General features: G+C 33.4%; 21 protein-coding genes and 2 tRNA genes. 14 read left to right on the forward strand and 9 right to left on the reverse strand.

What is annotated here, in order from left to right:
• Positions 1-122: 122 nt before the first annotated feature.
• Entirely contained in the window at positions 123-968 is an 846-nt protein-coding gene (locus tag GQS07_RS07425; RefSeq protein WP_158210256.1) for a DUF2911 domain-containing protein, read from the forward strand.
• Between the two features lie 101 nt (positions 969-1069).
• A complete protein-coding gene (purB, locus tag GQS07_RS07430) occupies positions 1070-2410 on the forward strand; it encodes an adenylosuccinate lyase (protein ID WP_199269090.1) in 1341 nt (446 codons plus the stop codon).
• A 907-nt stretch (positions 2411-3317) separates the two neighbouring features.
• On the opposite strand, the gene lpdA is transcribed toward purB, so the two are convergent.
• From lpdA to truA, 3 genes are all read right to left on the reverse strand, one after another.
• Positions 3318-4709, reverse strand: coding sequence for a dihydrolipoyl dehydrogenase (gene lpdA, locus GQS07_RS07440; RefSeq protein WP_158210258.1), 1392 nt, complete (start codon positions 4707-4709; stop codon positions 3318-3320).
• 358 nt (positions 4710-5067) lie between these two features.
• Positions 5068-6822 (reverse strand): ABC transporter ATP-binding protein, encoded by a 1755-nt coding sequence (locus GQS07_RS07445; protein ID WP_158210259.1) that lies wholly within the window; start codon positions 6820-6822, stop codon positions 5068-5070.
• Positions 6819-7556, reverse strand: coding sequence for a tRNA pseudouridine(38-40) synthase TruA (gene truA, locus GQS07_RS07450; protein ID WP_158210260.1), 738 nt, complete (start codon positions 7554-7556; stop codon positions 6819-6821). The genes GQS07_RS07445 and truA overlap by 4 nt, the downstream gene beginning before the upstream one ends.
• A gap of 580 nt (positions 7557-8136) precedes the next feature.
• Between truA and GQS07_RS07455 the strand changes: the two genes are divergently transcribed.
• Both GQS07_RS07455 and GQS07_RS07460 read left to right on the forward strand, forming a co-directional pair.
• Positions 8137-9405, forward strand: a complete 1269-nt coding sequence (locus GQS07_RS07455) for a M64 family metallopeptidase (protein ID WP_158210261.1) — start codon at positions 8137-8139, stop codon at positions 9403-9405.
• A gap of 56 nt (positions 9406-9461) precedes the next feature.
• Entirely contained in the window at positions 9462-9971 is a 510-nt protein-coding gene (locus tag GQS07_RS07460) for a metallophosphoesterase family protein (RefSeq protein WP_158210262.1), read from the forward strand.
• Between the two features lie 42 nt (positions 9972-10013).
• Here GQS07_RS07460 and GQS07_RS07465 read toward each other — a convergent pair whose 3' ends face one another.
• Positions 10014-10430: a DUF4293 domain-containing protein gene (locus GQS07_RS07465; RefSeq protein ID WP_158210263.1), complete on the reverse strand. Its 417-nt coding sequence runs from the start codon at positions 10428-10430 to the stop codon at positions 10014-10016.
• A gap of 185 nt (positions 10431-10615) precedes the next feature.
• Here GQS07_RS07465 and rho point away from each other — a divergent pair, with 185 nt between their 5' ends.
• The 9 genes from rho (at position 10616) to secA (ending at position 19036) form a co-directional block, all read left to right on the forward strand.
• A complete protein-coding gene (gene rho / locus GQS07_RS07470; RefSeq protein ID WP_158210264.1) occupies positions 10616-12454 on the forward strand; it encodes a transcription termination factor Rho in 1839 nt (612 codons plus the stop codon).
• Between the two features lie 235 nt (positions 12455-12689).
• Positions 12690-13019, forward strand: a complete 330-nt coding sequence (locus GQS07_RS07475; protein ID WP_158210265.1) for a hypothetical protein — start codon at positions 12690-12692, stop codon at positions 13017-13019.
• Positions 13020-13261: 242 nt separating this feature from the next.
• A tRNA-Arg gene (locus GQS07_RS07480) sits at positions 13262-13335 on the forward strand.
• 33 nt (positions 13336-13368) lie between these two features.
• Positions 13369-13442: transfer RNA gene (locus tag GQS07_RS07485), tRNA-Arg, on the forward strand.
• A 72-nt stretch (positions 13443-13514) separates the two neighbouring features.
• Positions 13515-14024: a hypothetical protein gene (locus GQS07_RS07490; RefSeq protein ID WP_158210266.1), complete on the forward strand. Its 510-nt coding sequence runs from the start codon at positions 13515-13517 to the stop codon at positions 14022-14024.
• A gap of 123 nt (positions 14025-14147) precedes the next feature.
• Positions 14148-14837 (forward strand): ABC transporter ATP-binding protein, encoded by a 690-nt coding sequence (locus tag GQS07_RS07495; protein WP_158210267.1) that lies wholly within the window; start codon positions 14148-14150, stop codon positions 14835-14837.
• A 71-nt stretch (positions 14838-14908) separates the two neighbouring features.
• Positions 14909-15484 carry a cob(I)yrinic acid a,c-diamide adenosyltransferase gene (locus GQS07_RS07500; RefSeq protein WP_158210268.1) on the forward strand — a complete coding sequence of 192 codons (576 nt, stop codon included), beginning with the start codon at positions 14909-14911 and terminating at the stop codon, positions 15482-15484.
• A gap of 134 nt (positions 15485-15618) precedes the next feature.
• A complete protein-coding gene (locus GQS07_RS07505; protein WP_002986941.1) occupies positions 15619-15840 on the forward strand; it encodes a DUF2795 domain-containing protein in 222 nt (73 codons plus the stop codon).
• Between the two features lie 88 nt (positions 15841-15928).
• Positions 15929-19036, forward strand: coding sequence for a preprotein translocase subunit SecA (gene secA / locus GQS07_RS07510; protein ID WP_158210269.1), 3108 nt, complete (start codon positions 15929-15931; stop codon positions 19034-19036).
• 181 nt (positions 19037-19217) lie between these two features.
• Here secA and GQS07_RS07515 read toward each other — a convergent pair whose 3' ends face one another.
• The 5 genes from GQS07_RS07515 to GQS07_RS07535 all read right to left on the reverse strand — a co-directional run bounded on the left by GQS07_RS07515 (position 19218) and on the right by GQS07_RS07535 (position 23106).
• Positions 19218-19487 (reverse strand): SemiSWEET family transporter, encoded by a 270-nt coding sequence (locus GQS07_RS07515; RefSeq protein ID WP_158210270.1) that lies wholly within the window; start codon positions 19485-19487, stop codon positions 19218-19220.
• Positions 19488-19687: 200 nt separating this feature from the next.
• Positions 19688-20764, reverse strand: coding sequence for a peptidylprolyl isomerase (locus GQS07_RS07520; RefSeq protein WP_158210271.1), 1077 nt, complete (start codon positions 20762-20764; stop codon positions 19688-19690).
• A 5-nt stretch (positions 20765-20769) separates the two neighbouring features.
• Positions 20770-21321, reverse strand: coding sequence for a gliding motility-associated peptidyl-prolyl isomerase GldI (gene gldI / locus GQS07_RS07525; protein ID WP_158210272.1), 552 nt, complete (start codon positions 21319-21321; stop codon positions 20770-20772).
• A complete protein-coding gene (locus GQS07_RS07530) occupies positions 21314-22336 on the reverse strand; it encodes a DHH family phosphoesterase (RefSeq protein WP_158210273.1) in 1023 nt (340 codons plus the stop codon). Before GQS07_RS07530 ends, gldI begins: the two co-directional genes overlap by 8 nt.
• Before the next feature lie 86 nt (positions 22337-22422).
• The gene (locus GQS07_RS07535; protein ID WP_158210274.1) at positions 22423-23106 is read right to left on the reverse strand and encodes a Crp/Fnr family transcriptional regulator; all 684 of its coding nucleotides are present in this window, start codon (positions 23104-23106) and stop codon (positions 22423-22425) included.
• Between the two features lie 115 nt (positions 23107-23221).
• On the opposite strand from GQS07_RS07535, the gene GQS07_RS07540 reads away from it, so the two are divergent.
• A complete protein-coding gene (locus GQS07_RS07540; protein WP_158210275.1) occupies positions 23222-25612 on the forward strand; it encodes a heavy metal translocating P-type ATPase in 2391 nt (796 codons plus the stop codon).
• Positions 25613-25658: the final 46 nt, after the last annotated feature.

A 25658-nucleotide genomic window follows, 5' to 3' on the forward strand; every position in this document is an offset into this window, starting at 1 on the left:
ATAGCTATACTTAGGTATGCTAATCATTAACTACAAGGGAAATATTGTATTTACAATACTTGATTTCACGTGTAGATAGTGAAGGGAAGAGGAAAAGGAAAAATCAGAAAAATTGTTATAAAATGAAAAGAAGTTTAGTTGCAATCGCTTTTGGATTGTTTGCTTTGTGCACAAATGCACAGGTACACACTCCACCTACCAGTACAAAATCAGAGATTCACCAAGTAGTTGGGTTAACAGATGTAAATATAGATTATTCAAGACCTAATATGCGTGGGCGTTTAGTTTTTGGTGATTTGGTTCCTTATGGAAGACTTTGGAGAACCGGAGCAAATATGAACACTGTTGTTACCTTTGGTAATGATGTTGTTATTGGTGGTAAAACATTGAAAAAAGGTTCTTATGCCTTGTATAGTATTCCAAAAGTAGAGGAGTGGGAAATCATCTTTTACGCAGATACAAACAATTGGGGATTGCCTGAAAAATGGGATGAAAGCAAAGTAGCTCTGTCAACTAAAGTAAAAGCAATTGGTTCTGATCGCAAATTTGAAACACTGACAATTGCTGTAAATAATGTGAATATAGATTATGCTGATTTAGAGATAATGTGGGAAAAAGTAATTGTACCTATTCGCTTTACTGTTCCAACTGATCAATTGGCAATGGAAACAATAGAGGAGACTTTTTCTGGCCCTAAGGTTGTAGATTATTATGCGGCAGCAGAATACTACTACTTAACAGGAAAAGACCTTAAAAAAGCGTTAGAATGGGTAGATGCAGCAATACAGAAATCAGGAGATAAAGTGCCTTATTACTTTGTTCGTTTGAAATCTCAGATTCAAGCAAAATCAGGAGATAAAGTAGCCGCAGTAGAAACAGCTAAGCTTGCTTTAGCGTTAGCAGAAAAAGCTAATAACTTAGATTACATTAAGATAAACAAAGACGCTATAAAAGAGTGGTCTAAATAATTTTCAAAAGATAGCCGTAAAAAGCTATCTTTTTTTATGCCATATTTTTATATTTTGTAGTTAATGGTTTATCTTTGTTTTTTAACAACACATTCTAAATTATGTTAACAGAATTAAACGCTATTTCCCCAATAGATGGGCGTTACAGAAACAAGACAGTTGGACTTGCGAATTACTTTTCAGAAGAAGCACTTATTAAATACCGTGTTTTAGTTGAGGTGGAATATTTTATAGCGTTGTGTGAGCATAACGTTCCTCAATTAGCAGGAGTATCTTCAGATGTATTTCCTGAATTGCGTAAGCTATACCAAGAGTTTAGTACAGAAGACGCTTTGTGGATTAAGGAGATTGAAAAAACGACTAACCACGATGTTAAGGCAGTTGAGTACTTTATCAAAAATGCCTTTGATCAACTTAAGCTTGAGGAATACAAAGAGTTTATTCACTTTGGACTTACTTCTCAAGATATTAATAATACGGCTATTCCGTTAATGACGAAAGAAGCTTTTCACGATGTTTATATGCCTCTTTTCGTTAAGGTAGTAAACAAGTTGAAAGAGTTAAGCGTTGAGTGGAAAGACGTTCCTATGTTAGCACGTACACACGGACAACCTGCTTCTCCTACAAGATTAGGTAAAGAGTTTGACGTATTTGTTGTTCGTTTAGAAGAGCAGTTACGCTTGTTAAACAATGTTCCTTTCGCAGCTAAGTTTGGTGGGGCTACAGGTAACTTTAACGCACATAATGTTGCTTACCCAGGACACGATTGGAAACAGTTTGGAACTGATTTCGTTGAATTAACATTAGGGTTAAAACATTCGTTCCCTACAACACAGATTGAGCACTATGACCATTTTGCAGCGTTTTTTGATGCGTTAAAACGCATTAATACCATCATTATGGACTTAGATAGAGATGTGTGGACTTATGTTTCTATGGAGTACTTCAAACAGAAGATTAAAGCTGGTGAAATTGGTTCTTCTGCAATGCCACATAAAGTGAATCCTATTGACTTTGAAAACTCAGAAGGAAACTTAGGTATTGCTAACGCTATATTTGAACATTTATCGGCTAAATTGCCTTTATCGCGTTTACAACGTGACTTAACAGATAGTACAGTGTTGCGTAATATTGGTGTGCCATTAGGACATACATTAATTGCTTTTGAATCTACGTTAAAAGGATTAAATAAGTTATTGTTGAATGCTGAGAAGTTTGAGCAAGACTTAGAAAATAACTGGGCTGTAGTGGCAGAAGCTATTCAGACTATTCTAAGAAGAGAAGCTTATCCTAATCCGTATGAGGCATTAAAAGATTTAACGCGTACTAATGCAGTAATTAACAAAGAGTCTATTCACAATTTCATCGAAACGCTTGCTGTTTCAGAAGATATTAAAAATGAATTAAAAAATATTACTCCAAGTAATTACTTAGGTATTTAATATATATTATAATTAGTACTATCTTTATATTATAATTAGTACTATCTTTATTTTATAAAGAGTGGTAATTATGACAAATCGTTTATTATCTATTTACAGTTTTATAACCATTATATTGTTTAGTATAATAGTTAGTTTATCTCTGTTACAAGAAGAAGGTATATATGGTAACGCATTAATTGGTGCAGTATATGAAATATTATGGCTGCCACTTCTAATATCAATTACTGTACTGCCATTTATATGGGGACATTCACTATGGAAAAACAAAGTAGATAAACTAAAAGGATTAAGTTTTATAGGAGTATTCATCTTGCTATTTAGCAGTTTGTTTATCCTTTTTTAAATAATATAAAAGATGTCTTATTCTAATTAAATTAGAGTAAGGCATTTTTTTATGGATATATTATTGCTTTTTTAATGAAGTATTTTACCTGTTTATTTATCAAAAGGAAAGAGGAAAAAAGGAGAGTTGTTATATAAAAAATAGATAAATAATGAGTTTAAATAAGAGAAGGTCATTTAGCAATAAATGACCTTCTTTGTTTGATAAAACCATCATGTCGTTATTCTAATGTTAGGAATTAAGCAATAGAAATTTACGGGAAGAAAATGACTATTTCTTAAGTTGGGTTAATTTCTTACTACCCCATACTCCTACAGAAAGGAATAGTAGTGGTGTTAAGAAAGATAAAAGTTCAAAAGACTGTGTAAATATATAGGTATCGATACTCTTTATCAATAAAATCAGTCCGACGACAAATACTAAAAACAGTATTGTCCTGTAAAAATTTGCGCTTGAACGTTTCATTACGTGGTGTTTTTATAGTTAATAAAAATAAATATAGGGAATAAAAAAAGCCTGTCAAAATTTTGACAGGCTTTTCTATATTGTTGATATTTAATCTTATAAGTGAATAACTTCACCGTAAGCTTCAGCAACAGCTTCCATCACTGCTTCACTCATTGTAGGGTGAGGGTGAACCGCTTTCAAAATTTCGTATCCTGTAGTTTCTAATTTACGTGCTACAACTGCTTCAGCAATCATATCAGTAACACCAGCTCCGATCATATGACAACCTAACCACTCTCCGTATTTAGCATCAAAGATAACTTTTACGAATCCGTCAGGAGTACCAGCAGCTTTTGCTTTACCAGAAGCAGAGAATGGGAATTTACCAACTTTGATATCATAACCAGCTTCTTTAGCTTTTTTCTCAGTCATACCAACAGAAGCAATCTCAGGAGTAGCGTAAGTACATCCAGGGATATTTCCGTAGTCTAATGGTTCAACGTGGTGACCAGCAATTTTCTCAACACATAAGATTCCTTCAGCAGAAGCAACGTGTGCTAACGCTTGTCCAGGAACAACGTCTCCAATTGCATAGTATCCAGGGATATTAGTTTGGTAGAAATCGTTTACTAAGATTTTATCTCTATCAGTAGCGATACCAACTTCTTCTAATCCGATGTTTTCAATGTTAGATTTGATACCAACAGCAGATAATACGATGTCTGCTTCAATGATTTCTTCTCCTTTAGCTGTTTTCACAGTAGCTTTTACTCCTTCACCAGTAGTATCAACTTTTTCTACAGAAGCGTTAGTCATAATTTTGATACCTGCTTTTTTCAAAGAACGCTCAAATTGTTTAGAGATATCTTCGTCTTCAACAGGAACAATATTTGGCATAAACTCTACAATAGTTACATCAGTACCCATTGCATTGTAGAAGTAAGCAAATTCAACTCCAATTGCACCAGAACCAACAACAATCATTTTCTTAGGTTGTTGAGGTAAAGTCATTGCTTGGCGGTATCCAATTACTTTTTTACCATCTTGTGGTAAGTTAGGTAATTCTCTTGAACGCGCACCAGTAGCGATGATAATATGATCAGCAGATATTTCAGTTACGTTACCATCTTTATCAGTTACGTCAACTTTTTTACCAGCTTTTACTTTTCCGAATCCATCGATGATTTCGATTTTATTCTTTTTCATTAAGAATTGAACTCCTTTGCTCATTCCTTCTGCAACATTACGAGAACGTGCAACAACAGCATTGAAATCCTTGTCTACTTCACCATTGATAGTCAATCCGTAATCAGAAGCGTGTTTAAGGTATTCAAATACTTGGGCAGATTTTAGAAGTGCTTTCGTAGGGATACATCCCCAGTTTAAACAGATACCTCCTAAGTTTTCTTTTTCAACTACCGCAACTTTAAAGCCTAATTGAGATGCTCTGATCGCAGTCACGTAACCTCCAGGGCCACTTCCTAAAACAATAATATCGAATTTCATATGTATATATTTCTATATTTTATGCTACGAAAATAATCATTTATTTTCTTACTTGAAACTTTCGGATTGAAAAGTTGGTCAGCTGTTCTTTAATGAATTGTGAAGGGGGATTAGTATTTTGTCGTCTAACAATTTATTATTGTCAGAAAATACACTTATTTTTTACCAATCCATTAAAAAACTTGGCAGTAAATATGCAGGTTCTGTAGTCTGTGCAAGCTGTTATTAGTCATAAAATAACTTTGAGATTGCTTAACTATAACACTTAATAGTTGTAATAAATTCACTAATTGTAAGGGAAAGTCGTTTTTTAAACAAAAAAAAGAGGGAAGATAACCTCTTCCCTCAATTCATATTTTTAAGCTCCTTCTGCAATTTTAAATTGCGATTCATATAGGTTTTTATAATACCCCTTTTCTAATTCAAGGAGTTCTTTATGTGTTCCTTTTTCAACAATCTGACCTTTGTCCATAACAATGATTTGATCTGCATTGACAATGGTAGCCAAACGGTGGGCAATGATAATTGATGTACGCCCTTTTGTCAAGTAATCAGTAGCGTTTTGAAGTAATTCTTCTGAATGTGTATCAATAGAAGAAGTAGCCTCATCTAATATCAAAATACTTGGGTTACTTACATAAGCACGTAAAAAAGCAATAAGCTGTCTTTGTCCTGATGACAACATAACTCCTCTTTCTTTCACGTTGTAATCATATCCACCTGGTAAACTTTCAATGAAGTTGTGAATACCGATTGTTTTCGCTGCTTTAATTACATCCGCTCTACTGATATTAGGATTGTGTAACGTAATATTGTTAAAAATACTATCACTAAACAAGAAAACATCTTGTAGTACCACAGCAATTTGTTTTCGTAGCGAATCCAGTTTAAACTCGTTTATATCTGTACCATCAATCTTGATAGAACCACTATTAATATCGTAAAAGCGGTTTAATAAGTTGATGATTGTTGACTTTCCTGCTCCAGAAGACCCGACAATAGCAATTGTTTTTCCAGCTTCAATTTCTAAGTTAATACCCTTTAAAATTTCCACTTCAGGAATATAGCTAAATCGCACATCTTTCATCAAAATATGTCCTTTAAACTGCGGAGCAATAAGCGTACCTTTATCCTCAATAACCTCGTCAAGTTCAAGTTCTTCAAACACGCGTTCCGCTGCAATAATTCCCATTTGCATTACGTTAAACTTATCCGCAATTTGACGCAATGGGTTAAAAAGCATTGTAATCAACATTGTGTAAGCAAACAAATCTCCAAACGTGGTTAAGTTATCACCATTCACAATCGACATTCCTCCGTACCAAATAACAAACCCTAAGGTTAGCGATGATACAATATCAGCAATAGGGAAGAAAATCGAGTTGTACATAATGTTTTTCAACCAAGCTTGATTGTGTCGTTGGTTGATTTCTTTAAACTTCTCGTATTCTATATTCTCTCTTGAAAACAATTGAACAATTTTCATTCCTGTCAATCGCTCTTGAATAAAAGTATTTAGGTTAGAAATCTGCGTACGTACTTCTTGGAAAGCGGTTTTCATTTTTAACTGGAATACGCGAGTTGCATAAAGTAATATTGGCATTGCAACTAATACGATACAGCTCAATTTCCAGTTCATATAGAACATAATACAAAGCACCACAAACATCTTAAGTAAGTCACTGACAATCATAAAAAGTCCTTGACTAAAAATACTTGCGATAGACTCAATATCAGACACCGAACGCGTTACTAATTTACCAACAGGTTCATTGTCAAAATAGCGCATTCTAAAACTGATGATTTTATCAAACAATTTTTCTCTGATGTCCTTAACAATGTCTTGTCCTAACCAGTTAGCCCAATAAGTAAAGAAAAATTGAGAAGACACTTCTAATAATAAGACAATACCCATTAGTCCTACATAAAGAAGCAATCCCATTTTGTCTTGTTTCTGTACATACTCATCCACTGTTAGCTTTAGCATATACGGACGTATAGCAGCAAAGATGGATAAAGTTATAGCAAATACCACTACCCAATTAAATCGCTTTTTATAAGGCTTAGCGAAGTTTAATATTTTTTGTAGTGATATAGATTTAATTCGTTTCATAAATAAGGATAACTTACTTTAGTTAAAAATAGTCCCTTTCCGGGAACTGAAAACCCTGCGTTTCCTCTGTTTTTGCTTTCGATGATTTTTCTAAAATCGTCAAGCGTAATTTTTTCCAGACCAACATTAATTAATGTACCTACTATTGCACGCACCATATTTCGCAAGAAGCGGTTTGCAGAAACAGTAAACACTAATTTATTGTTGTCTTTTACTTCCCATTCTGCTTTGTAAATCGTGCAGTTGAATGTGAAAACATCCGTATGCGTTTTAGAAAAACACTCGAAGTCTTCATATTCAAATAAGATTTTAGCCGCTTCATTCATCAACCCAACGTTTAATGGTCTGAAGTGATAAAAGCTTAAATCGTTAGAAAAAGCATCTTTAAACAAATGCATATGGTATTCATACGTACGAGCAGTAGCATCAAAACGAGCGTGTGCTTCCTCAGCAACGGTATGAATGTCAAAAACAACAATATCTTCAGGTAAAAAAGAATTCATTTTTTGAACCAAAGTCGCTTTTTCAAAAGGCTCGTCAAAATCAAAATGTGCATACATCTGTTTTGCGTGAACCCCAGCATCTGTTCTTCCAGCCCCCACCAGCTCAATAGGCGTGCGAAGTAAGGTAGAAATAGCGTGAGTAAGCATTTCTTGTACCGTTTTAGTATTCGGTTGTAGTTGCCAACCGTGATAATGAGTTCCGTTATAAGCGAATTCTAAAAAGTATCTCAAAGTGAATCTGTTTTTTACAAAGAGCAAATATACTTTAAAAAGACGATTAGGCTGTTTATGTTATTATAAAATTAGTTTTTACTCTTATAAGTGGGCAATAGGAGTGTGTGTTTTAAAACAAGGAAAAAGTAGTTGTTGAAAGCATTGAGAAAATACCGCGAATGTTAAGACTGTTTTATGCAGTCAGTATGTATATCCTATGTTTAATGTATGTAGGGTGTTTGTATCTTTTTACATAGAAAGTATACAACGGGTATACAAGCACTATACATACAGTATACATACACTCTGTAAATGAATGCAAAAAAATAGCCTAATGACCTTGTTTTGAAAAGGTAAGTAAGAAATGGGAAATAGCTAAATTATACTGTGATTACGACTGAGTGATTAGAAGGATTTTGCTCTGTATCTGTCATCTTTTATAGGAATGAGAAAAACAGCTTAGCAATTTTGTGTTTACAGTAAATAAGTTAAAAGCGTAGAAAGTTTATCTAAAAGAGATAATGACTTATGTTTACAAAAGTACAAAATAAGTTGGTAAATAATTTCTATTTTTACCTTTTAATAACCAAACAACATAATGAAGAAACTATTTTTACTGTTAGCATTGTGCCTTAGTACAATGGTCAGTGCACAAGAATTTAAAGACTATTTTGAAGATAAAACATTGCGATTAGACTATGTATTTGGAGGAGATGCCAAACGACAGTTTATTTTATTAGACGAGTTAGCTTCGTATCCACAATGGGCAGGGAGAACACATCACCTGAGTGAAAATGCACTAAAAGGTAATGGACAAGTACGCGTTTACGATGAGCAGAGTGATTTACTTATTTATACGAATAGTTTTAGTACACTATTTCAAGAGTGGTTATCTACTGAGGAAGCACAACGCACTACAAAGAGTTTTGAAAACGTATTCTTAGTTCCATTTCCAAAGCATAAAGTGCGCATTGAACTTGTGTTATTTGACGAAAATGGCAAAGAGAAAGATACATTAGTTCACTATGTTGATCCAACTGATATGTTGATTCATCAAAAAGGAGTAGCGGATGTAACAGAACACGTATATTTACATAAAGCGAAAGATGAGGGAAAAGCGATCAATGTGGTTTTTGTAGCAGAAGGTTTTCAAGCAGGAGAGATGGATAAGTTTATGACTGCAGCTAAGGTTTCAATAGAGGAAATTTTAAAGCACAAACCGTTTGGCAAATTTGCAGATAACTTTAATTTTATTGCTGTAAAGAGTGCTTCTCAAGATTCTGGAGTAAGCGTGCCTCGTAAAGGAGAGTGGCGTAAGACAGCCGTAGAGTCAAATTTTGATACTTTTTATTCAGAGCGTTATTTGACGACTAATCGCATTAAAAAATTACACGATGTTTTGGCGGGTATTCCTTACGAGCACATTGTTATTTTAGCGAATACTGATGTGTATGGTGGTGGTGGAATTTACAACTCGTACACATTAACTACAACGGGGAATAAGGATTTTAAACCGGTGGTAGTGCACGAGTTTGGTCATAGTTTTGCCGGATTAGCAGATGAGTATTTTTATGAGCAAGATGTGTTAAGTGATTTAATTTCGAATGTAAGCGAACCGTGGGAGAGAAACATTACTACACTTGTAGATTTTAATAGTAAGTGGAAGAAAATGTTGAAAAAAGGTACGCCAATTCCAACTGACGCTAAAGACGTGAAAAAATATCCAATAGGTGTTTATGAAGGATTAGCAGGAAGAAAGATTTACAAAGGAACATTAGATTGTAGAATGAAAACAAATCAATACCCAGATTTCTGTCCCGTTTGTCAGAATGCGATAGAAGAGTTAATTTTGTTTTATACAGAGTAATCATATTAGAAAGCTTCTCAGTAGAGAGGCTTTCTTGTTTTAAATAGGTAATACAGGTGAAGAATATATTATTATTGTCTGATACGCATAGTTGTATAGATGAGCATATTATGAAATATGTAGTACAAGCTGATGAGGTTTGGCACGCTGGAGATATAGGGGACTTAACAGTAACTGATACGATTAAGAAGGTAAAACCTTTGCGCGCTGTTTACGGAAATATAGACGGAGCAGAGGCAAGGTTAGAGTTTCCAGAAGAACAGTTTTTTGAGTGTGAAGGGATGAAGGTGTATATGATACATATTGGAGGTTATCCTGGAAAGTATAAAGCAAGTGTGAAACAAAGAATAATGACAGAACATCCAGGGATTTACATTTGTGGGCATTCACATATACTAAAGGTGCAATATGATCAGATGTTGGGAGTATTACATATGAATCCAGGAGCAGCAGGAATCAGTGGTTTTCATCAAGTGCGAACTATGCTGTGCTTTAAAATAGACCAAGGTAAGATTAGTGATTTAGAGATAATCGAATGGTCAAAAAACAAAAAAGCCGAACTTTAAAGTTCGGCTTTTTTAACGCACTAATAAACTAAGATATTAGGTTTATCTTAAACGATCTACTGATTTTACGAGATCTTCATCCTTCTTAATGGCTCTGTTTGCTAACACGATAAACAGGATAGAAATAAGAGGGAGGAACATTCCAATACCTTTCTCCGAAACAGTATCAACTGCTTCTCCAGATATGTTTAGTGATCTGTATATGAATAATCCTACTAGTATAAAATTTAATATTATATTCAAACGATTGATGACAAACTGTCTTTTGCGATTGTTATATCCTAAGATAGCTACTACTGTCATAGCAACTGATAATCCGAAAAGGATAGTAAACATAGGTATATGCATCGAATAGATTTCTGTACCCTCTCCATTAGTCCACAAAGGGAATATGAATGGTAAAACACCTACAAGTACAAAAACGATGATTAAGTAAACAGTTTGAATTCTTTGTAACATGATTTGTAAAAAATGAAATACAAAAATAACGTTTCTTTTTGTAAAAAACCTATTGTTTGTAAAAATTAATTCGTAATATTGCATCAGTACTGCCGTAAGTTCTTCATAATACGGCAATTCTATTTTAAATTCCCATCTTATTTAAAATATATAATTCAATATTTTTATAATCTATAAACATTTTTATGTTTGAAATTTCCGAATTAAAAAAAATGAAGGTTGCTGACCTTCAGGAGATTGCTAAAAAAGCCAAAATAGGTAAAATCGCTTCATTGAAGAAAGATGAGCTTATTACGCAAATTTTAGGTAGTCAAAAAGCAGATTCTAATGTTGCAAAGGAGAGTGTGAAAGGACCGAATACTGTTAATCCTAAGAAAGCTGCAACGCCACAAGAAGTTGGAGAGTCGAGCGATAAATCAAAGCGTCCAAGACTAAATAAACCCCAAGAAGAAGAGAGCAAGTTAGGAGCGAAGTTAGAACAAGCTTCTCAGGTAATTGCTGATAAACCTCATAGAAAACCCGCTGCAAAACAAAACGAAAAAAGAGTTTCTACTGATACAACCAGTACAGAAGAAAAAGCAGAAGGTGTGAGAGAGGCTAAGCCAGCTCATAATCGTGAAAATAAAAGGGAATTTAATAAAAAGAGAGGTGATGATTCTAATCGCCGCGATTCTCAAAAAAGAGATTTTAAAAATCAGAATAGAAATACAGTTGAGCCAACAGAGACAAAAGCAGTTTCTACTGTGGCTGATGTAGATACAGATGTTGCTGAGGTTAATGTTCTTGCTGAAACGAATCAAAATAATGATTCAGATCAAAATAAAAAGCCACACAATAATCAACAAAATAAAAATAATAACAACCATAATAATAAACGCAATAATTACAGAGAACCAGATTATGAGTTTGACGGAATTATTGAAAGTGAAGGTGTTCTTGAAATGATGCCTGATGGTTATGGGTTCTTGCGTTCTGCAGATTATAACTATTTATCTTCTCCTGATGATATTTACTTATCGCAATCTCAAATTAGATTATTTGGTTTAAAAACGGGAGATACAGTTAAAGGAGTGGTAAGACCTCCAAAAGAAGGAGAGAAGTTTTTCCCACTTGTAAGAGTATTAAAAATTAACGGACACGATCCACAAGCTGTGCGTGACCGAGTATCATTTGAACATTTGACACCTTTATTTCCTCAAGAGAAGTTTAATCTTGATGGAAGAAAAAGTACGGTATCAACTCGTTTAATGGATATGTTTGCTCCAATTGGTAAAGGACAACGTGGTATGATCGTTGCACAACCAAAGACGGGTAAAACGATGTTGTTAAAAGATGTAGCAAATGCTATTGCTGCGAATCACCCAGAGGCTTATTTAATCGTACTTTTAATTGATGAGCGTCCAGAAGAGGTTACAGATATGCAGAGAAGTGTAGATGCTGAGGTTATTGCTTCAACATTTGATGAACCTGCAGAAAGACACGTGAAAGTTGCTAATATCGTTTTAGAGAAAGCAAAGCGTTTAGTTGAATGCGGTCACGATGTTGTTATTTTATTAGATTCAATTACACGTTTAGCACGTGCTTATAATACGGTACAACCTGCTTCAGGTAAGGTATTGAGTGGTGGGGTAGATGCTAATGCGCTACAAAAACCAAAACGTTTCTTTGGTGCTGCTCGTAATATTGAAAATGGAGGTTCTTTAAGTATTATTGCAACTGCTCTTGTAGATACTGGTTCAAAAATGGATGAGGTTATCTTTGAAGAGTTTAAAGGTACTGGTAATATGGAACTTCAGTTAGATAGAAAACTTTCTAATAAGCGTATTTTCCCTGCAATTGATATTACTTCATCAAGTACAAGACGCGATGACTTATTATTAGATAAAGATGCTTTACAGCGCCTTTGGGTTATGCGTAATGTAATGGATAATATGAATTCTGTAGAGGCGATGACATCTATTATTGATAATCTAAGAAGGACAGATAATAATGATGATTTCTTGAAAACTTTAAACGAGAAGTAGAGATAGTAATGACAAAATCTTATGCTTTGAAAGGAGTAGAGAGTTGTTATTTTAAATATAAAAAAAAGAGGATGTGTGAGCATCCTCTTTTTTTATGAGTATTTGGTAAATAAGTAAAACAAGTCTAAATATTTAACTTTATAACATATTTATTAAAATCTATATTATATAATTTTTGTAGAGTTTGATAAAATAGTTATTTTCGGAGTGTTAAAAACAAGAATTTGAATAGTAGATGAGTGCAGTGGTTGTGTTTTTTGTGGTTGCAATAGTAACATTCTTAATAGTTCGACAGTTTTTTACTGTAAAGAGTTTTAAGAGTAAAGAAGAGTATTTAGAGTATAAGCAAAAGGAAAAAGAATTATTAGAACAAGAAGAAGAAGATTGGGATGACGAGTTAATAGATAAAAAAAGTTTCGATTTTCTATTTATAGGAGCAATTGCAACAATACTATTTTTGGTTTTTGGACTATTTACGGGAAACTCGTTTTACTTTATTTTAGTTTTATTTGTAATAACAGCTGCTTTATATATCTATTATTTACCGCCAAAGGATAAATTTTAAGTCTGTATTGACGTAATTTTTATTAGATGTAGGTGTTTCGGATTCGCTTGTATTTGTTGGTGTTTTGAGTAAAAAGTAGTTTTGTTCTTTTTTGAGTAAAAAAAATATAAAAATATTTTTCCTTACAAATAGCTTATTTATAGTTATTTAAAAGGATTGGTCAAAAAAGGATTGAAAAAAAACGCAGATGGAGTTTGTATTTACAGAATATCGTTCTATATTTGCACTCGCAATAACGAAATGGCCATGTGGCGCAACTGAATAGCGCATCTGATTACGGCTCAGAAGGTTGCAGGTTTGAATCCTGCCATGGTCACAAAAAGTCTAATAGACAATTTAACGTTATTTCGGCCGCGTGGCGCAACTGAATAGCGCATCTGATTACGGCTCAGAAGGTTGCAGGTTTGAATCCTGCCGCGGTCACAAAAAGCTCATCATTTTGATGGGCTTTTTTTATTTATAACCTATTTTTGTTTGCTTCAAACCTACAACAAGATGACTAAGGAAAAGAATTACTTTAAGTTTTGGTGGAAATCAAGTAATGAACACGGGGTGCATTCTCCCTTTGTTTTTAATTTGTTGACTAAAGGTCTTTATCCTAAAGATTCGAGATGGAAGAAGTTAGCTAAAAAAAATGCCTTTCCTCAAAGGGTGTTGGCTTATTATGCGCCAAAGCATATAGCTATTATTGGAGTTGAACAGAAAATAGAGGTTACTTCTACTGCTGTTACTTGTTTTAAGCCTTCTCAAGGTAAAAGTGATTTAATTTGGATTGGTAGTTCGCTTGATCAACAATCTGCGCTTACAAGTGATATTTTGTATGCTGCGATGCACAATGATACAGTATTGATGTTTGATAGGAGAAAAGAGAATTCTGTAGTTGATCAATTGTGGGAAGATGTAGTAAGTGATGAACGTTTTATCGTGACGTTGGATTTTTACTATTTCGGTTTAGCTTTTATTAGATCAGAACAATTGAAGCAACATTTTACACTTCGAATGTAATTTTATTGTCTTTAATCGTGGTAATATAGAATAGCTTTAGTATTTTTAATCTTTAAGTTTATGTTAGTGATAGTCTTTTAAACGCTATTACAACTAAGCTTAGGTAAAAGTAATGCAATTGCTATGAGAGAAACTATCATCGATGTAAAGGATATTAAGCGCAACTTTAAGTTGGGTACAGAAACTGTCAAAGTTTTAAAAGGGGTGAATCTTCAGATTGATAAGGGAGATTATGTTGCTCTAATGGGGCCTTCAGGTTCTGGTAAATCAACTTTGATGAATATATTAGGTTGCTTAGATACACCCTCTTCAGGTGAATATATCTTGAATGGCAAGGATGTCAGTTCTTTAAATGACGATCAACTTGCAGAAATCCGCAATAAGAATATTGGTTTTGTTTTTCAGACGTTTAATTTGTTACCTCGTACTACAGCGTTGGACAATGTAGCTTTGCCTATGGTGTATGCTGGTTATTCAAAAGTTGAACGAAATGAACGAGCAACAGAGGTTTTGACACAGGTGGGGTTAAGTGATCGAATGGATCATCATCCTAATCAACTTTCTGGAGGACAAAGACAACGTGTAGCTGTAGCAAGAGCACTTGTTAATAGACCTGCGATTATTTTAGCAGATGAGCCAACCGGTAATTTAGATACGAAGACTTCGATTGAGATTATGGGGTTGTTTGATGAGATTCACGCTAATGGAAATACAGTGATATTAGTTACCCACGAAGAAGATATTGCAGAACACGCTCATCGAATAATTCGCCTTAGAGATGGGGTAATAGAAAGTGATGAGCGAATAAAGTAAGATAGGTATTAAGTTGAATTATTTGTTGTAATTTGGTGAAGTTATTAATTAGCCAATAGACTATAAAATAGATGAAGGTATATACAAAAACAGGAGATAAAGGAACTACGGCATTGTTTGGAGGAACGCGTGTTCCTAAACATCATATACGCATAGAAAGTTATGGAACAGTAGATGAGTTGAACTCTTATATTGGACTGATACGCGATCAAGAAATGAATCAATTGTATAAAAACGTTTTGATAGAGATACAAGATCGGTTATTTACTGTTGGTGCTGTTTTGGCTACAGATCCAGAGAAAGCCATTTTAAAAAATGGGAAAGAACGCTTAAATATTCCAAAAATTAGCGAAGCTGATATGGCGTTGTTAGAGAATGAAATTGATCGTATGGAGGAATCACTACCGCCAATGACTCATTTTGTGTTGCCTGGCGGTCATACAACAGTGTCATTCTGTCATATTGCCAGATGTGTTTGTCGTAGAGCAGAGCGTCTGTCAGTACAATTGAACGAGATAGAACCTGTTGATGAGTCTGTTTTAATGTATTTAAACCGACTTTCTGACTATCTATTTGTGTTGGCACGAAAGTTGACTTTTGATTTGGGTGCTGAAGAAGTAAAGTGGGTTCCTCGTAAGGAATCTTAATAAATAAGATTTTATCTAAAAGTTATTTACTTTTAGAACACTACGTTCTTAGAATTACACGAAATAAATAAAAAAAAGCTTGATAATTTCATAATAAAAATTATTTTTGCATTAAAAATTAAAAACGAATAGAGATGTATTGGACATTAGAATTAGCATCTTATCTAAGTGATGCTCCATGGCCTGCTACTAAGGATGAACTTATTGATTATGCTATTAGAACGGGCGCTCCACTTGAGGTAGTTGAAAACCTTCAATCTATCGAAGATGAAGGGGAGATATACGAATCAATGGAAGAGATATGGCCAGATTATCCAACTGACGAAGATTATCTTTGGAACGAGGATGAGTATTAAGATACAAATTAAAAAAAGCCTTTTATAGAGGCTTTTTTTTTATTTAAGTTTACCTTTAGAAGTTAATAGAATAAAATCATATAAAGTTATGAGCCTGATAAACACTATATTAAAGGTATTTGTTGGTGATAAATCGGAACGAGATATCAAAGCAATAAAACCATTAATTGAAAAAATAAAATCTTACGATTCAAGCTTGGCAAGTTTGTCAAATGACGAATTGAGAGCAAAGACTATTTATTTTAAAGAAAAAATACAACAGTCAAGAGCTAATCAAGATGAGAAAATTGCTTCTTACAAAGAAGAAATTGAGAAAACTCAGGATATTGATAAGAGAGAAGCTATTTATGCTAATATTGATAGCTTAGAAAAAGAGGCGTATAACAATTCAGAAAAATTGTTATTAGATATTTTACCAGAAGCGTTTGCTGTGGTAAAAGAAACTGCACGTCGATTTAAAGAAAATGAAACAGTTATTGTTACTGCTACACCAAAAGATATTGAGTTTGCTGAAACAAAACCATATGTAACTATCGTTGGAGATAAGGCACATTGGGCAAATACTTGGAGTGCTGCAGGAAAACAAGTTACTTGGGATATGGTTCACTACGATGTTCAGATGATCGGAGGAATTGTATTGCACGAAGGTAAAATTGCAGAGATGCAAACAGGGGAGGGTAAAACATTAGTTGCTACATCTCCATTGTACCTAAATGCATTGACAGGTAATGGTGTTCACTTAGTAACTGTGAATGATTATTTAGCAAAAAGGGATAGTCAGTGGAAAGCTCCTTTATTCGAGTTCCACGGTATGACAGTTGATTGTATTGATAATCACCAACCAAACTCTCCAGGAAGACGTGCTGCTTATGCTGCGGATATTACTTACGGTACAAATAACGAGTTCGGTTTTGACTACTTAAGAGATAATATGGCGCATTCGCCAGAAGAATTAGTTCAAAGAAAACACAATTTTGCTATTGTGGATGAGGTGGATTCTGTATTAGTAGATGATGCAAGAACGCCATTGATTATTTCAGGACCAGTTCCACAAGGAGATAGACACGAATTTAACGAGTTAAAACCACAGGTTGCTAACTTAGTTGAAATGCAAAGAAAACTTGCGAATGGTTTCTTAGCAGAAGCTAAAAAATTAATTCGTGAAGGAAATACAAAAGAAGGTGGATTCTTATTGTTAAGAGCATATAGAAGTTTACCTAAGAATAAAGCGTTGATTAAGTTTTTAAGTGAAGAAGGTGTAAAACAATTACTTCAAAAAACTGAAAATCACTATATGCAGGACAACAATAGAGAAATGCATAAAGTAGATGAGGCTTTATATTTTGTTATCGAAGAGAAAAACAACCAAGTTCAGTTGACTGATAATGGTATTAAAGCGTTATCTCAAGATACAGATGAAAATTTCTTCGTATTACCAGATATCGGAACTGAAATCTCGAAAATTGAGGCATTAAAATTGCCAAAAGAACAAGAAGCAGAAGCAAAAGAAGCTTTGTTCCAAGATTTCGGAATTAAGAGTGAGCGTATTCATACTTTAAGTCAATTATTAAAAGCATATACTGTATTTGAAAAAGATACTGAGTATGTAGTAATGGACAATAAGATTATGATCGTTGATGAGCAAACAGGTCGTATTATGGATGGACGTCGTTATTCAGACGGATTACACCAAGCGATTGAGGCTAAAGAAAACGTGAAAATTGAAGCAGCTACTCAAACATTTGCTACGATTACATTACAAAACTACTTCCGTATGTATAACAAGCTTGCTGGTATGACTGGTACAGCTACTACAGAGGCGGGAGAGCTTTTAGAAATTTATAAATTAGACGTAGTTGAAATTCCTACTAACCGTGGAATTGCTCGTCACGATAAAGAAGATAAGATTTATAGATCAGTACGTGAGAAATTTAAAGCTGTAATTGAAGACGTAGTTGAATTATCTAATGCTGGACGTCCAGTATTGATTGGTACTACTTCAGTTGAGATTTCTGAGTTATTGAGTAGATCTTTGAAAATGCGTGGAATTAAGCACAATGTATTAAATGCTAAATTACACAAACAAGAAGCTCAAATTGTTGAGGAAGCAGGACAACCAGGTATCGTAACTATTGCTACGAATATGGCAGGTCGTGGTACGGATATTAAATTATCTCAAGAAGTAAAAGACAGAGGTGGTTTAGCAATTATCGGTACAGAGAGACACGATTCACGTCGTGTTGACCGTCAGTTAAGAGGTCGTGCAGGACGTCAAGGAGATCCAGGAAGTTCTCAGTTCTACGTTTCTTTAGAAGATAACTTAATGCGTTTGTTCGGTTCAGAGCGTGTAGCTAAGATTATGGACAGAATGGGACTTGAAGATGGAGAGGTAATCCAACACTCAATGATGACTAAGTCTATTGAAAGAGCACAGAAAAAAGTAGAAGAGAATAACTTTGGTATTCGTAAGCGTTTATTAGAATATGATGACGTTATGAATGCACAACGTGAGGTGATTTACAAACGTAGAAAACACGCATTGTTTGGTGAGCGTCTTAAAGTGGATATCGCTAATATGATGTATGATTTATGTGAGCGTATCATTGACACTAATAAAATGGCAAATGATTATAAAAACTATGAGTTTGATATCATTCGTAATTTTGCTGTAAATACAATCGTTAGTGAAAGTGAGTTTGCAAAAGATGACGTTGTAACACTTGCTAATAAACAATACGAGATCGTATATAAAGCATACCAAGATAAATGTGCTCGTAGTGCTGCTGAAGCATTTAAAGTAATTAAAAACGTTTACGAAAATAATGAAGGACAATTTGAACGTATTGTAGTTCCGTTTACAGATGGAGTTAAATCGGTTAATATTGTTACTAATTTAGAGGAGGCTTATCAAACACAAGGGATGTCTTTAATCGATGATTTCGAGAAAAACATTACTTTATCTATTTTAGATGATGCTTGGAAAAAGCACCTAAGAAAAATGGATGAGCTTAAACAATCAGTTCAGTTAGCTGTTCACGAACAAAAAGATCCATTGTTGATTTATAAATTTGAAGCTTTCGAATTATTCAAGAAAACAGTTGGTGAAATTGATTCAGAAGTAATGACTTTCTTGACAAGAGCTGATTTACCACAGCAACAAAAAGTTGAAGAAACACCTTCTATTGAAGAAGCATAGTGTTCCGAATGCTTACCTATAAAAAAGGCTACGTTAGTTAACGTAGCCTTTTTTATTTTATTCAGAGTGCTTTTAATGATGTTTTAATTATGTAAGTAAATAAGCCTTTTTAAGACTGTTTTTTATTCTCTGTGATTAGTTATGTTTAAAATAGCAGAAAGTTGATTAAAGCTTTTAATATTTAAAATATAGCGGTGTAGCAAGCGAATAAACCGAATAGGATTCCGGGTGCATTTGCTGCTGTTAAAGGCCAGTCTTTTCTCAGTGCTCCGTAGGTTACCCAAAGACTACAATTGATTGCAGCTACTAAGGGTTGTATATAGTCACCTTTATTACCTTCTAAATTTGCCATAATTTGTGGTATATAAGAAACATACATTGCCACAGACATTATAGTAGCGATAACTCCCAATACCTTAATGAATTTTGTGTCTTTGCTCTCTGAAGTCATATTGTATATTTTTAGTTAATGAATTGAATAAAAGTATTTTAACACTTGTAAATTATGTAAAAAAAACATTTTATCCAATATAATAACTATACTTTTAAGGTATATGTTTGCTTTATAAGCTTGAATTTTGATTACTTAGCGTTTGGGATAAAAAAAGGCTTGACATCTGTCAAGCCTTTTTTAATACAATTATAGGTAGCTTATTTTGCTATCATTTCTAATTCAAATACTAAGTCTGTATTTGGTGGAATAGGACCTACACCTCTTTCACCATAAGCTAAATGAGCAGGAATAAAAACAATAGCTTTATCTCCTATTTTCATTTGCTCAATACCTTCAATAAAACCAGGTATTAAACCAGTTTTAGTTCCATATTTAAAAGGAATTGGAATGTATTGGTTGTAAGCAGCTCTTCTTGCGTCAAAAGTTCCAAAAGTTTTAGAAAGCTCTTCATTACTTGAATCGAACATAATTCCGTTTTCAAAGAAACCAGCATAATCGATCAATACTTCTTGACCGATATTCGGTTTAGCACCTTCACCTTCTTTTACAATTACGTAAGATAAACCAGAAGCCGTTTTTATAGCTTTAGCTTTTAATTCAGTGATTTTATCAGCTTGTTCTTTCTTTGCGTTATTCAATTTATCTTCACTTTCTTTTTTTGAAGCAGCCTCTTCTTCAAAGTATTTTTTAAAGACTTTTGCAGCATTGAATTTCTTAGCGTTTTTACCGATTCTAATAATTTTGATAGATTCGATTTTGTCCCCTTGTTCAATTGCATCTACTACATCTTGTCCTTTAACGGTGTAGCCAAATACAGAGTGCATATTATCTAAATGTGGAGTTGCCTTGTGTGTAATAAAGAATTGACTTCCGTTAGTAAAAGGTCCGCTATTAGCCATAGAAAGTGTACCTGCTTTATCGTGTTTTAAAGTTTCGTCAAACTCATCTTTAAATACATAACCAGGACCACCAGAACCAGTACCAGTAGGGTCTCCTCCTTGGATAACGAAGTTAGAAACTACTCTGTGAAAAGTAATTCCGTCATAATATTTTTTATCTTTGAATTGAGAGTCTACAAATGGATTATTTCCTTCTGCAAGAGAAACGAAGTTAGCTACAGTTACAGGAGCTTTTTCATATTCTAATTCAGCTACAATAGTTCCTTTTGACGTTTTAATGTCTGCGTAAAGTCCATCAGGTAAATCAGCTTTAGGTGATGCACAAGATGAAATTAAAGCAACAATACTTAATACTAAACTTGTCATTTTTTTCATATTAGTTAATAATTTTTTTCAATAGATTGTAATTCGATTGTAAAGATTAGAGGTTGGTTTTTATCAATTTTTTGTTTGTCTCCTAAATAGCTATAAGCTAAAATAGAAGGGGTAATAACTTTGATAGCTTCATTAGCCTTCATTAATTTTAAAGAGTGTCGAAGGACAGGTAAAATCTCTTCTTTGTCAACAAGATAATTCAGAGTACCAATATCATTTTTTGTGTATAATACACTATCTTGTAATGTACTTATGTTATACGTATAAGCTACTGTATTACCTGCAATAGGTCTAATAGAATCCTTCAATTCTCTTTTTAAATAAGTGTACCAAAAGCCATTTTTTGAATTGATGTAAGTGCTTTCAGGGTGTGTGTCAATGTAATTGGTAATTAAATCTTCCTCACTTTTAATTAACTCCATATTCATTTTAGCAGAAGAGTGTATTACATTCTCTTTTGACTTTGAGATTGGTTTTCTTGCTGGTTCATTTTGTGCACAACTAACAAAAAGGCTTAATAAAATAGGAAAACCTAAAAACTTAATACATTTAAACATAAAACTCGTTTTTGTGTTTTGATATAATTTCTTTGAATCTTTCGATTGTTTCTTGTAGTGATAAATTTGACTTACCACCAGCCGCATTAACGTGTCCGCCTCCTTCAAAGTATTTTCGAGCCAATAAATTAACATCGAAATTACCTTGAGAACGTAGGGAAATTTTGATAATCCCCTCGTCTTTGCGCTCAATAAAGAATAAAGTTAAGTCAATTCCTTTAATTGACAAACCATAATTAACAACTCCCTCCGTATCTCCTTTAACGTGTTTAAACTCGTTTAAGTCTTCATCTGTTAAGAATATGTACGAAGTATTTAACTCAGGAAGCAATACCATATTTTGTAAAGCTCTACCTAAAAGTTGTAATCTATTATAACTACTATTGTCAAAAAGATTGTTGTGAATTTGTGGGTTATCAATTCCTTTATCAATTAATGCAGCAATCACACGGTGAGTATTTGCATTGGTTTTAGGGAATCTAAAAGAACCAGAATCTGTTACAATACCTGTATAAATACAAGTAGCAGCATCTTTATCTATATATTTAGTGAAGTTAATCTTGTCTAAGATTGTATATAAAAGTTCACAAGTAGAACCAAATTCAGGATTAGAGAACGTTAATTCTGCAAAATTACCTGGCATTTGGTGATGGTCAATCATAACAAAAGGATTCGGTAATTTTTGCAACATTTTCTCCATATCATCTCCTGTTCTAAGAAGAACATTGAAGTCTAATGTGAATATATAATCAGAGTCAGCAATAAGTTTAGAAGTATTCTCTCTATTTTTATCATAGATTAAGATATCTTCACTTGCTGGCATCCAAGCTAAAAAATGAGGGAAATCGTTAGGAGCTACAACGTGTACATCATGTCCTATTTTTTTTAGAACATGATAAAGACCTAATGTTGAACCAATAGCATCCCCGTCTGGATTTCTATGGGGAATAATAGTAATCTTTTTTGGTGAGATTAGAATGCGTTCTAATGACTCTAAATTTTTTTCATTCATCATAATGCGAAAGTACATTATTTTGAGCTCAAAATAATGCGTTTTTCTTTAAAATGATATAAAACAAATAAATCAATAAAGAGATTTTATTATTGCGCTAAAGCTTTTAGTTCAGCTTTATCTTTTAGGATAATTTTTTTACCAGAAAGTTCGATAATCCCCTCTTTCTTAAGATCAGATAATAGTCTAATACAACTTTCTGTAGCTGTACCAACCATATTAGCTAAATCTTCACGTGAAAGTTGAATGTTTAAAGCATTTGTTTCTTGGTTTGTACCACCAACTTCTTCAAGTTTTAAAAGAATAATAGCTAAACGTTCTTTCACTGTCTTATGGGTATGATCAGCTAAGCCTTTATCAGCGTCTTTTAAGTGGTTACAAATGTCTCTGGTAACTAATAAAGAGAATTTATTGTTGTCAGTGAAGTAATCCATCATTTCCTTTTTAGGAATAAAACAGATTTGCATATCCTCAATAGCCGTAGCTGTAAGGTTAGAAGTTTCTTCATTGATGATAGAACGTTGGCCAAGTAAGTCCCCGTCTTTAGCAAGTTTTACAATAGTGTCTTTACCATTAGAATTTAGTTTTGTTAATTTACAAAAACCATCTTTGATACAATACACACCATTAAGGTTGTCACCTTCTGTAAAAATTGTCTCACCTTTTTTGACAATGAAGTGAGTTTTTGTTTCAGATATTGTTAAGAGTTCTTCCCTTGTTAATGCTTTTAAAGAACTAAACTCTCTAATTATACATTGCTCACATCTACCCATAACTAATAATTTGTGTTAAAAACTTTTTGCAAATGTACGTTTTTTTTATGATAAATATCATATATTCTGCTTTATTAAACGTAGACCTTTGTTAAAGGTATTTTGAGCATTTATTATGGATAAGAAGACGTGTTTTCATTGTGGTAATGAAGTTAACACATTCAACCGCATTGAATTTGATGAGAAGGAGTTTTGTTGCAATGGTTGCAAAACAGTTTACGAGATTTTTAGCGAAAATGATTTAGGGTGTTATTATGATATGGAGCTTACTCCTGGGGCAACTCCAGAAGATGCTAATGGTAAATATGACTTTTTAGATAAGGTAGATATCATTAATAAACTACTTGAATTTAATGAAGGTAGTACTAATATTGTGTCGCTTTACATTCCTCACATACATTGTAGTTCTTGTATTTGGATATTAGAGAATTTACACCGCTTGAATGATGGTGTATTACGTGTATTGGTTAATTTTCCAGAGAAAAAAGCAACGATTACATTTAATTCAGATAAGGTTACTTTAAAAGAGATTGTCTTGTTGCTAAACAAGATAGGATACGAGCCATATATCAGTTTAAAAAACTATGAAGAAAAACCTCAAGCTGTAGACAGAAGCTTGATGTATAAGATAGGTATTGCCTTTTTTAGTTTTGGAAATGTGATGATGTTATCGTTTCCTGAGTACTTTAATATTGATGATATTTGGATGCGTCAGTATAAAGACTTTTTTAGATGGTTAATTCTAATTTTATCTATGCCGGTTTTTCTTTATTCGGCATCTCCCTATTATGTAGCGGCGTGGAAAGGTATTAAAACAAAAAACTATACAATTGATATTCCAATGGCTTTGGGAATTATTGTAATGTTTTTACGTAGTACAATTGATATTGTATTTGATTTAGGACCTGGTTTTTTTGACAGTATGACTATGTTGGTCTTCTTTATGCTGTTAGGGAAACTATTTCAACAACGTACCTATAACTTTTTATCTTTTGAACGCGATTATAAATCGTATTTCCCGATTGCCATTACAAAATTAAGTGAAGGTGATATAGAAGAACCTGTTCAAGTGTACGATGTTGTCAAAGGAGATAGGTTGTTGATAAGAAATCAGGAGTTGATTCCTGTGGATTCGATTTTAATTTCAGGCAGTGCTTTTATAGATTATAGTTTTGTAACCGGAGAGGCAATTCCGGTTGAAAAGAAATCAGGAGATAAACTATTTGCAGGAGGAAAGCAAGTAGGTGATGTTGTGGAGATAGAAGCAATCAATACAGTGTCACAAAGTTATTTGACGCAATTGTGGAGTAATGATGTGTTTCAGAAGAAAGTGGATATGAAATACAAGACAATTACGGATACAATAAGTCATTATTTTACGCCTGTTTTACTAACAATTTCCATTTTAGCTTTTATCGGTTGGTCTTTTGTAGACTTGAATGCAGCATTTAATGTTTTTACAGCAATTTTAATTGTTGCTTGTCCTTGTGCATTAGCATTAACAGCACCATTTACATTAGGGAATGCCATTCGTATTTATGGTAGAAAGAAGTTTTACTTAAAGAACGTTACTGTTGTAGAGCAAATGGCTAAGGTAAATACGCTTGTATTTGATAAAACAGGAACAATTACAACGAATGCATCATCAGCAGTTAAATATATCGGTAGCGATTTATCGTTACAAGAACAAAGTGATATTAGAAATATAATTCGTGCATCGAATCACCCATTAAGTAGAAAATTATATAATTTCTTGACAACAAAAGTAGTTGTGAAGCCAGAGTTCTTTGAAGAGATCGCTGGAAAAGGGTTGATTGGAATCGTAAATGGACAGAAGTATTTAATCGGTTCTCCAATGTTATTAGGAGAGCAAAAAGAGAAAGTATTAAATGAAACAGCTGTCCATATTAAGATAAATGACGAGTATAAAGGGAAGTTTATTTTTGCCAATCATTATCGAGATGGGCTAAGTGAATTATTTTCAGAATTAGATCTAAGTGGTTATAAATTAGCTATTTTGTCTGGAGATAATGATGGTGAAGCTGCGATTTTGAAAGAAATGTTGCCTAAAGGAACACAATTAGTATTTAATCAAAAGCCAGAAGAAAAACTGGAATTTGTTAAGAAATTGCAGGAGTCAGGAGGCAATGTAATGATGGTAGGAGATGGTCTTAATGATGCTGGAGCATTGGCTCAGAGTAATGTAGGGGTTTCTGTGTCTGAAAATGTCAATGTTTTTACACCTGCGAGCGATGGAATATTAGATGCTAAAATGTTTGGAAGTTTGGCGTCATTCTTAAAATACTCAAAGAATTCTGTTAAAATTATCAAATTAAGTTATACCTTAGCGTTAACATATAATGTCATAGGTATCTCAGTATCAATTATGAATAAGATGTCGCCATTGGTGGCTGCAATCTTAATGCCTATAAGTACAATATCTATCATAAGTTTCGTAACAATTTTAAGTAATTATATGGCTAAGAAAAATATACGAAAAGGATGATAGAAAGATTTAGAATATGATACTTATCATATTTTAGAGAAAGGGT

Source organism: Myroides phaeus (genome assembly GCF_009799805.1).
In the GTDB taxonomy this organism is placed as follows: Bacteria; Bacteroidota; Bacteroidia; order Flavobacteriales; family Flavobacteriaceae; genus Flavobacterium; species Flavobacterium phaeum_A.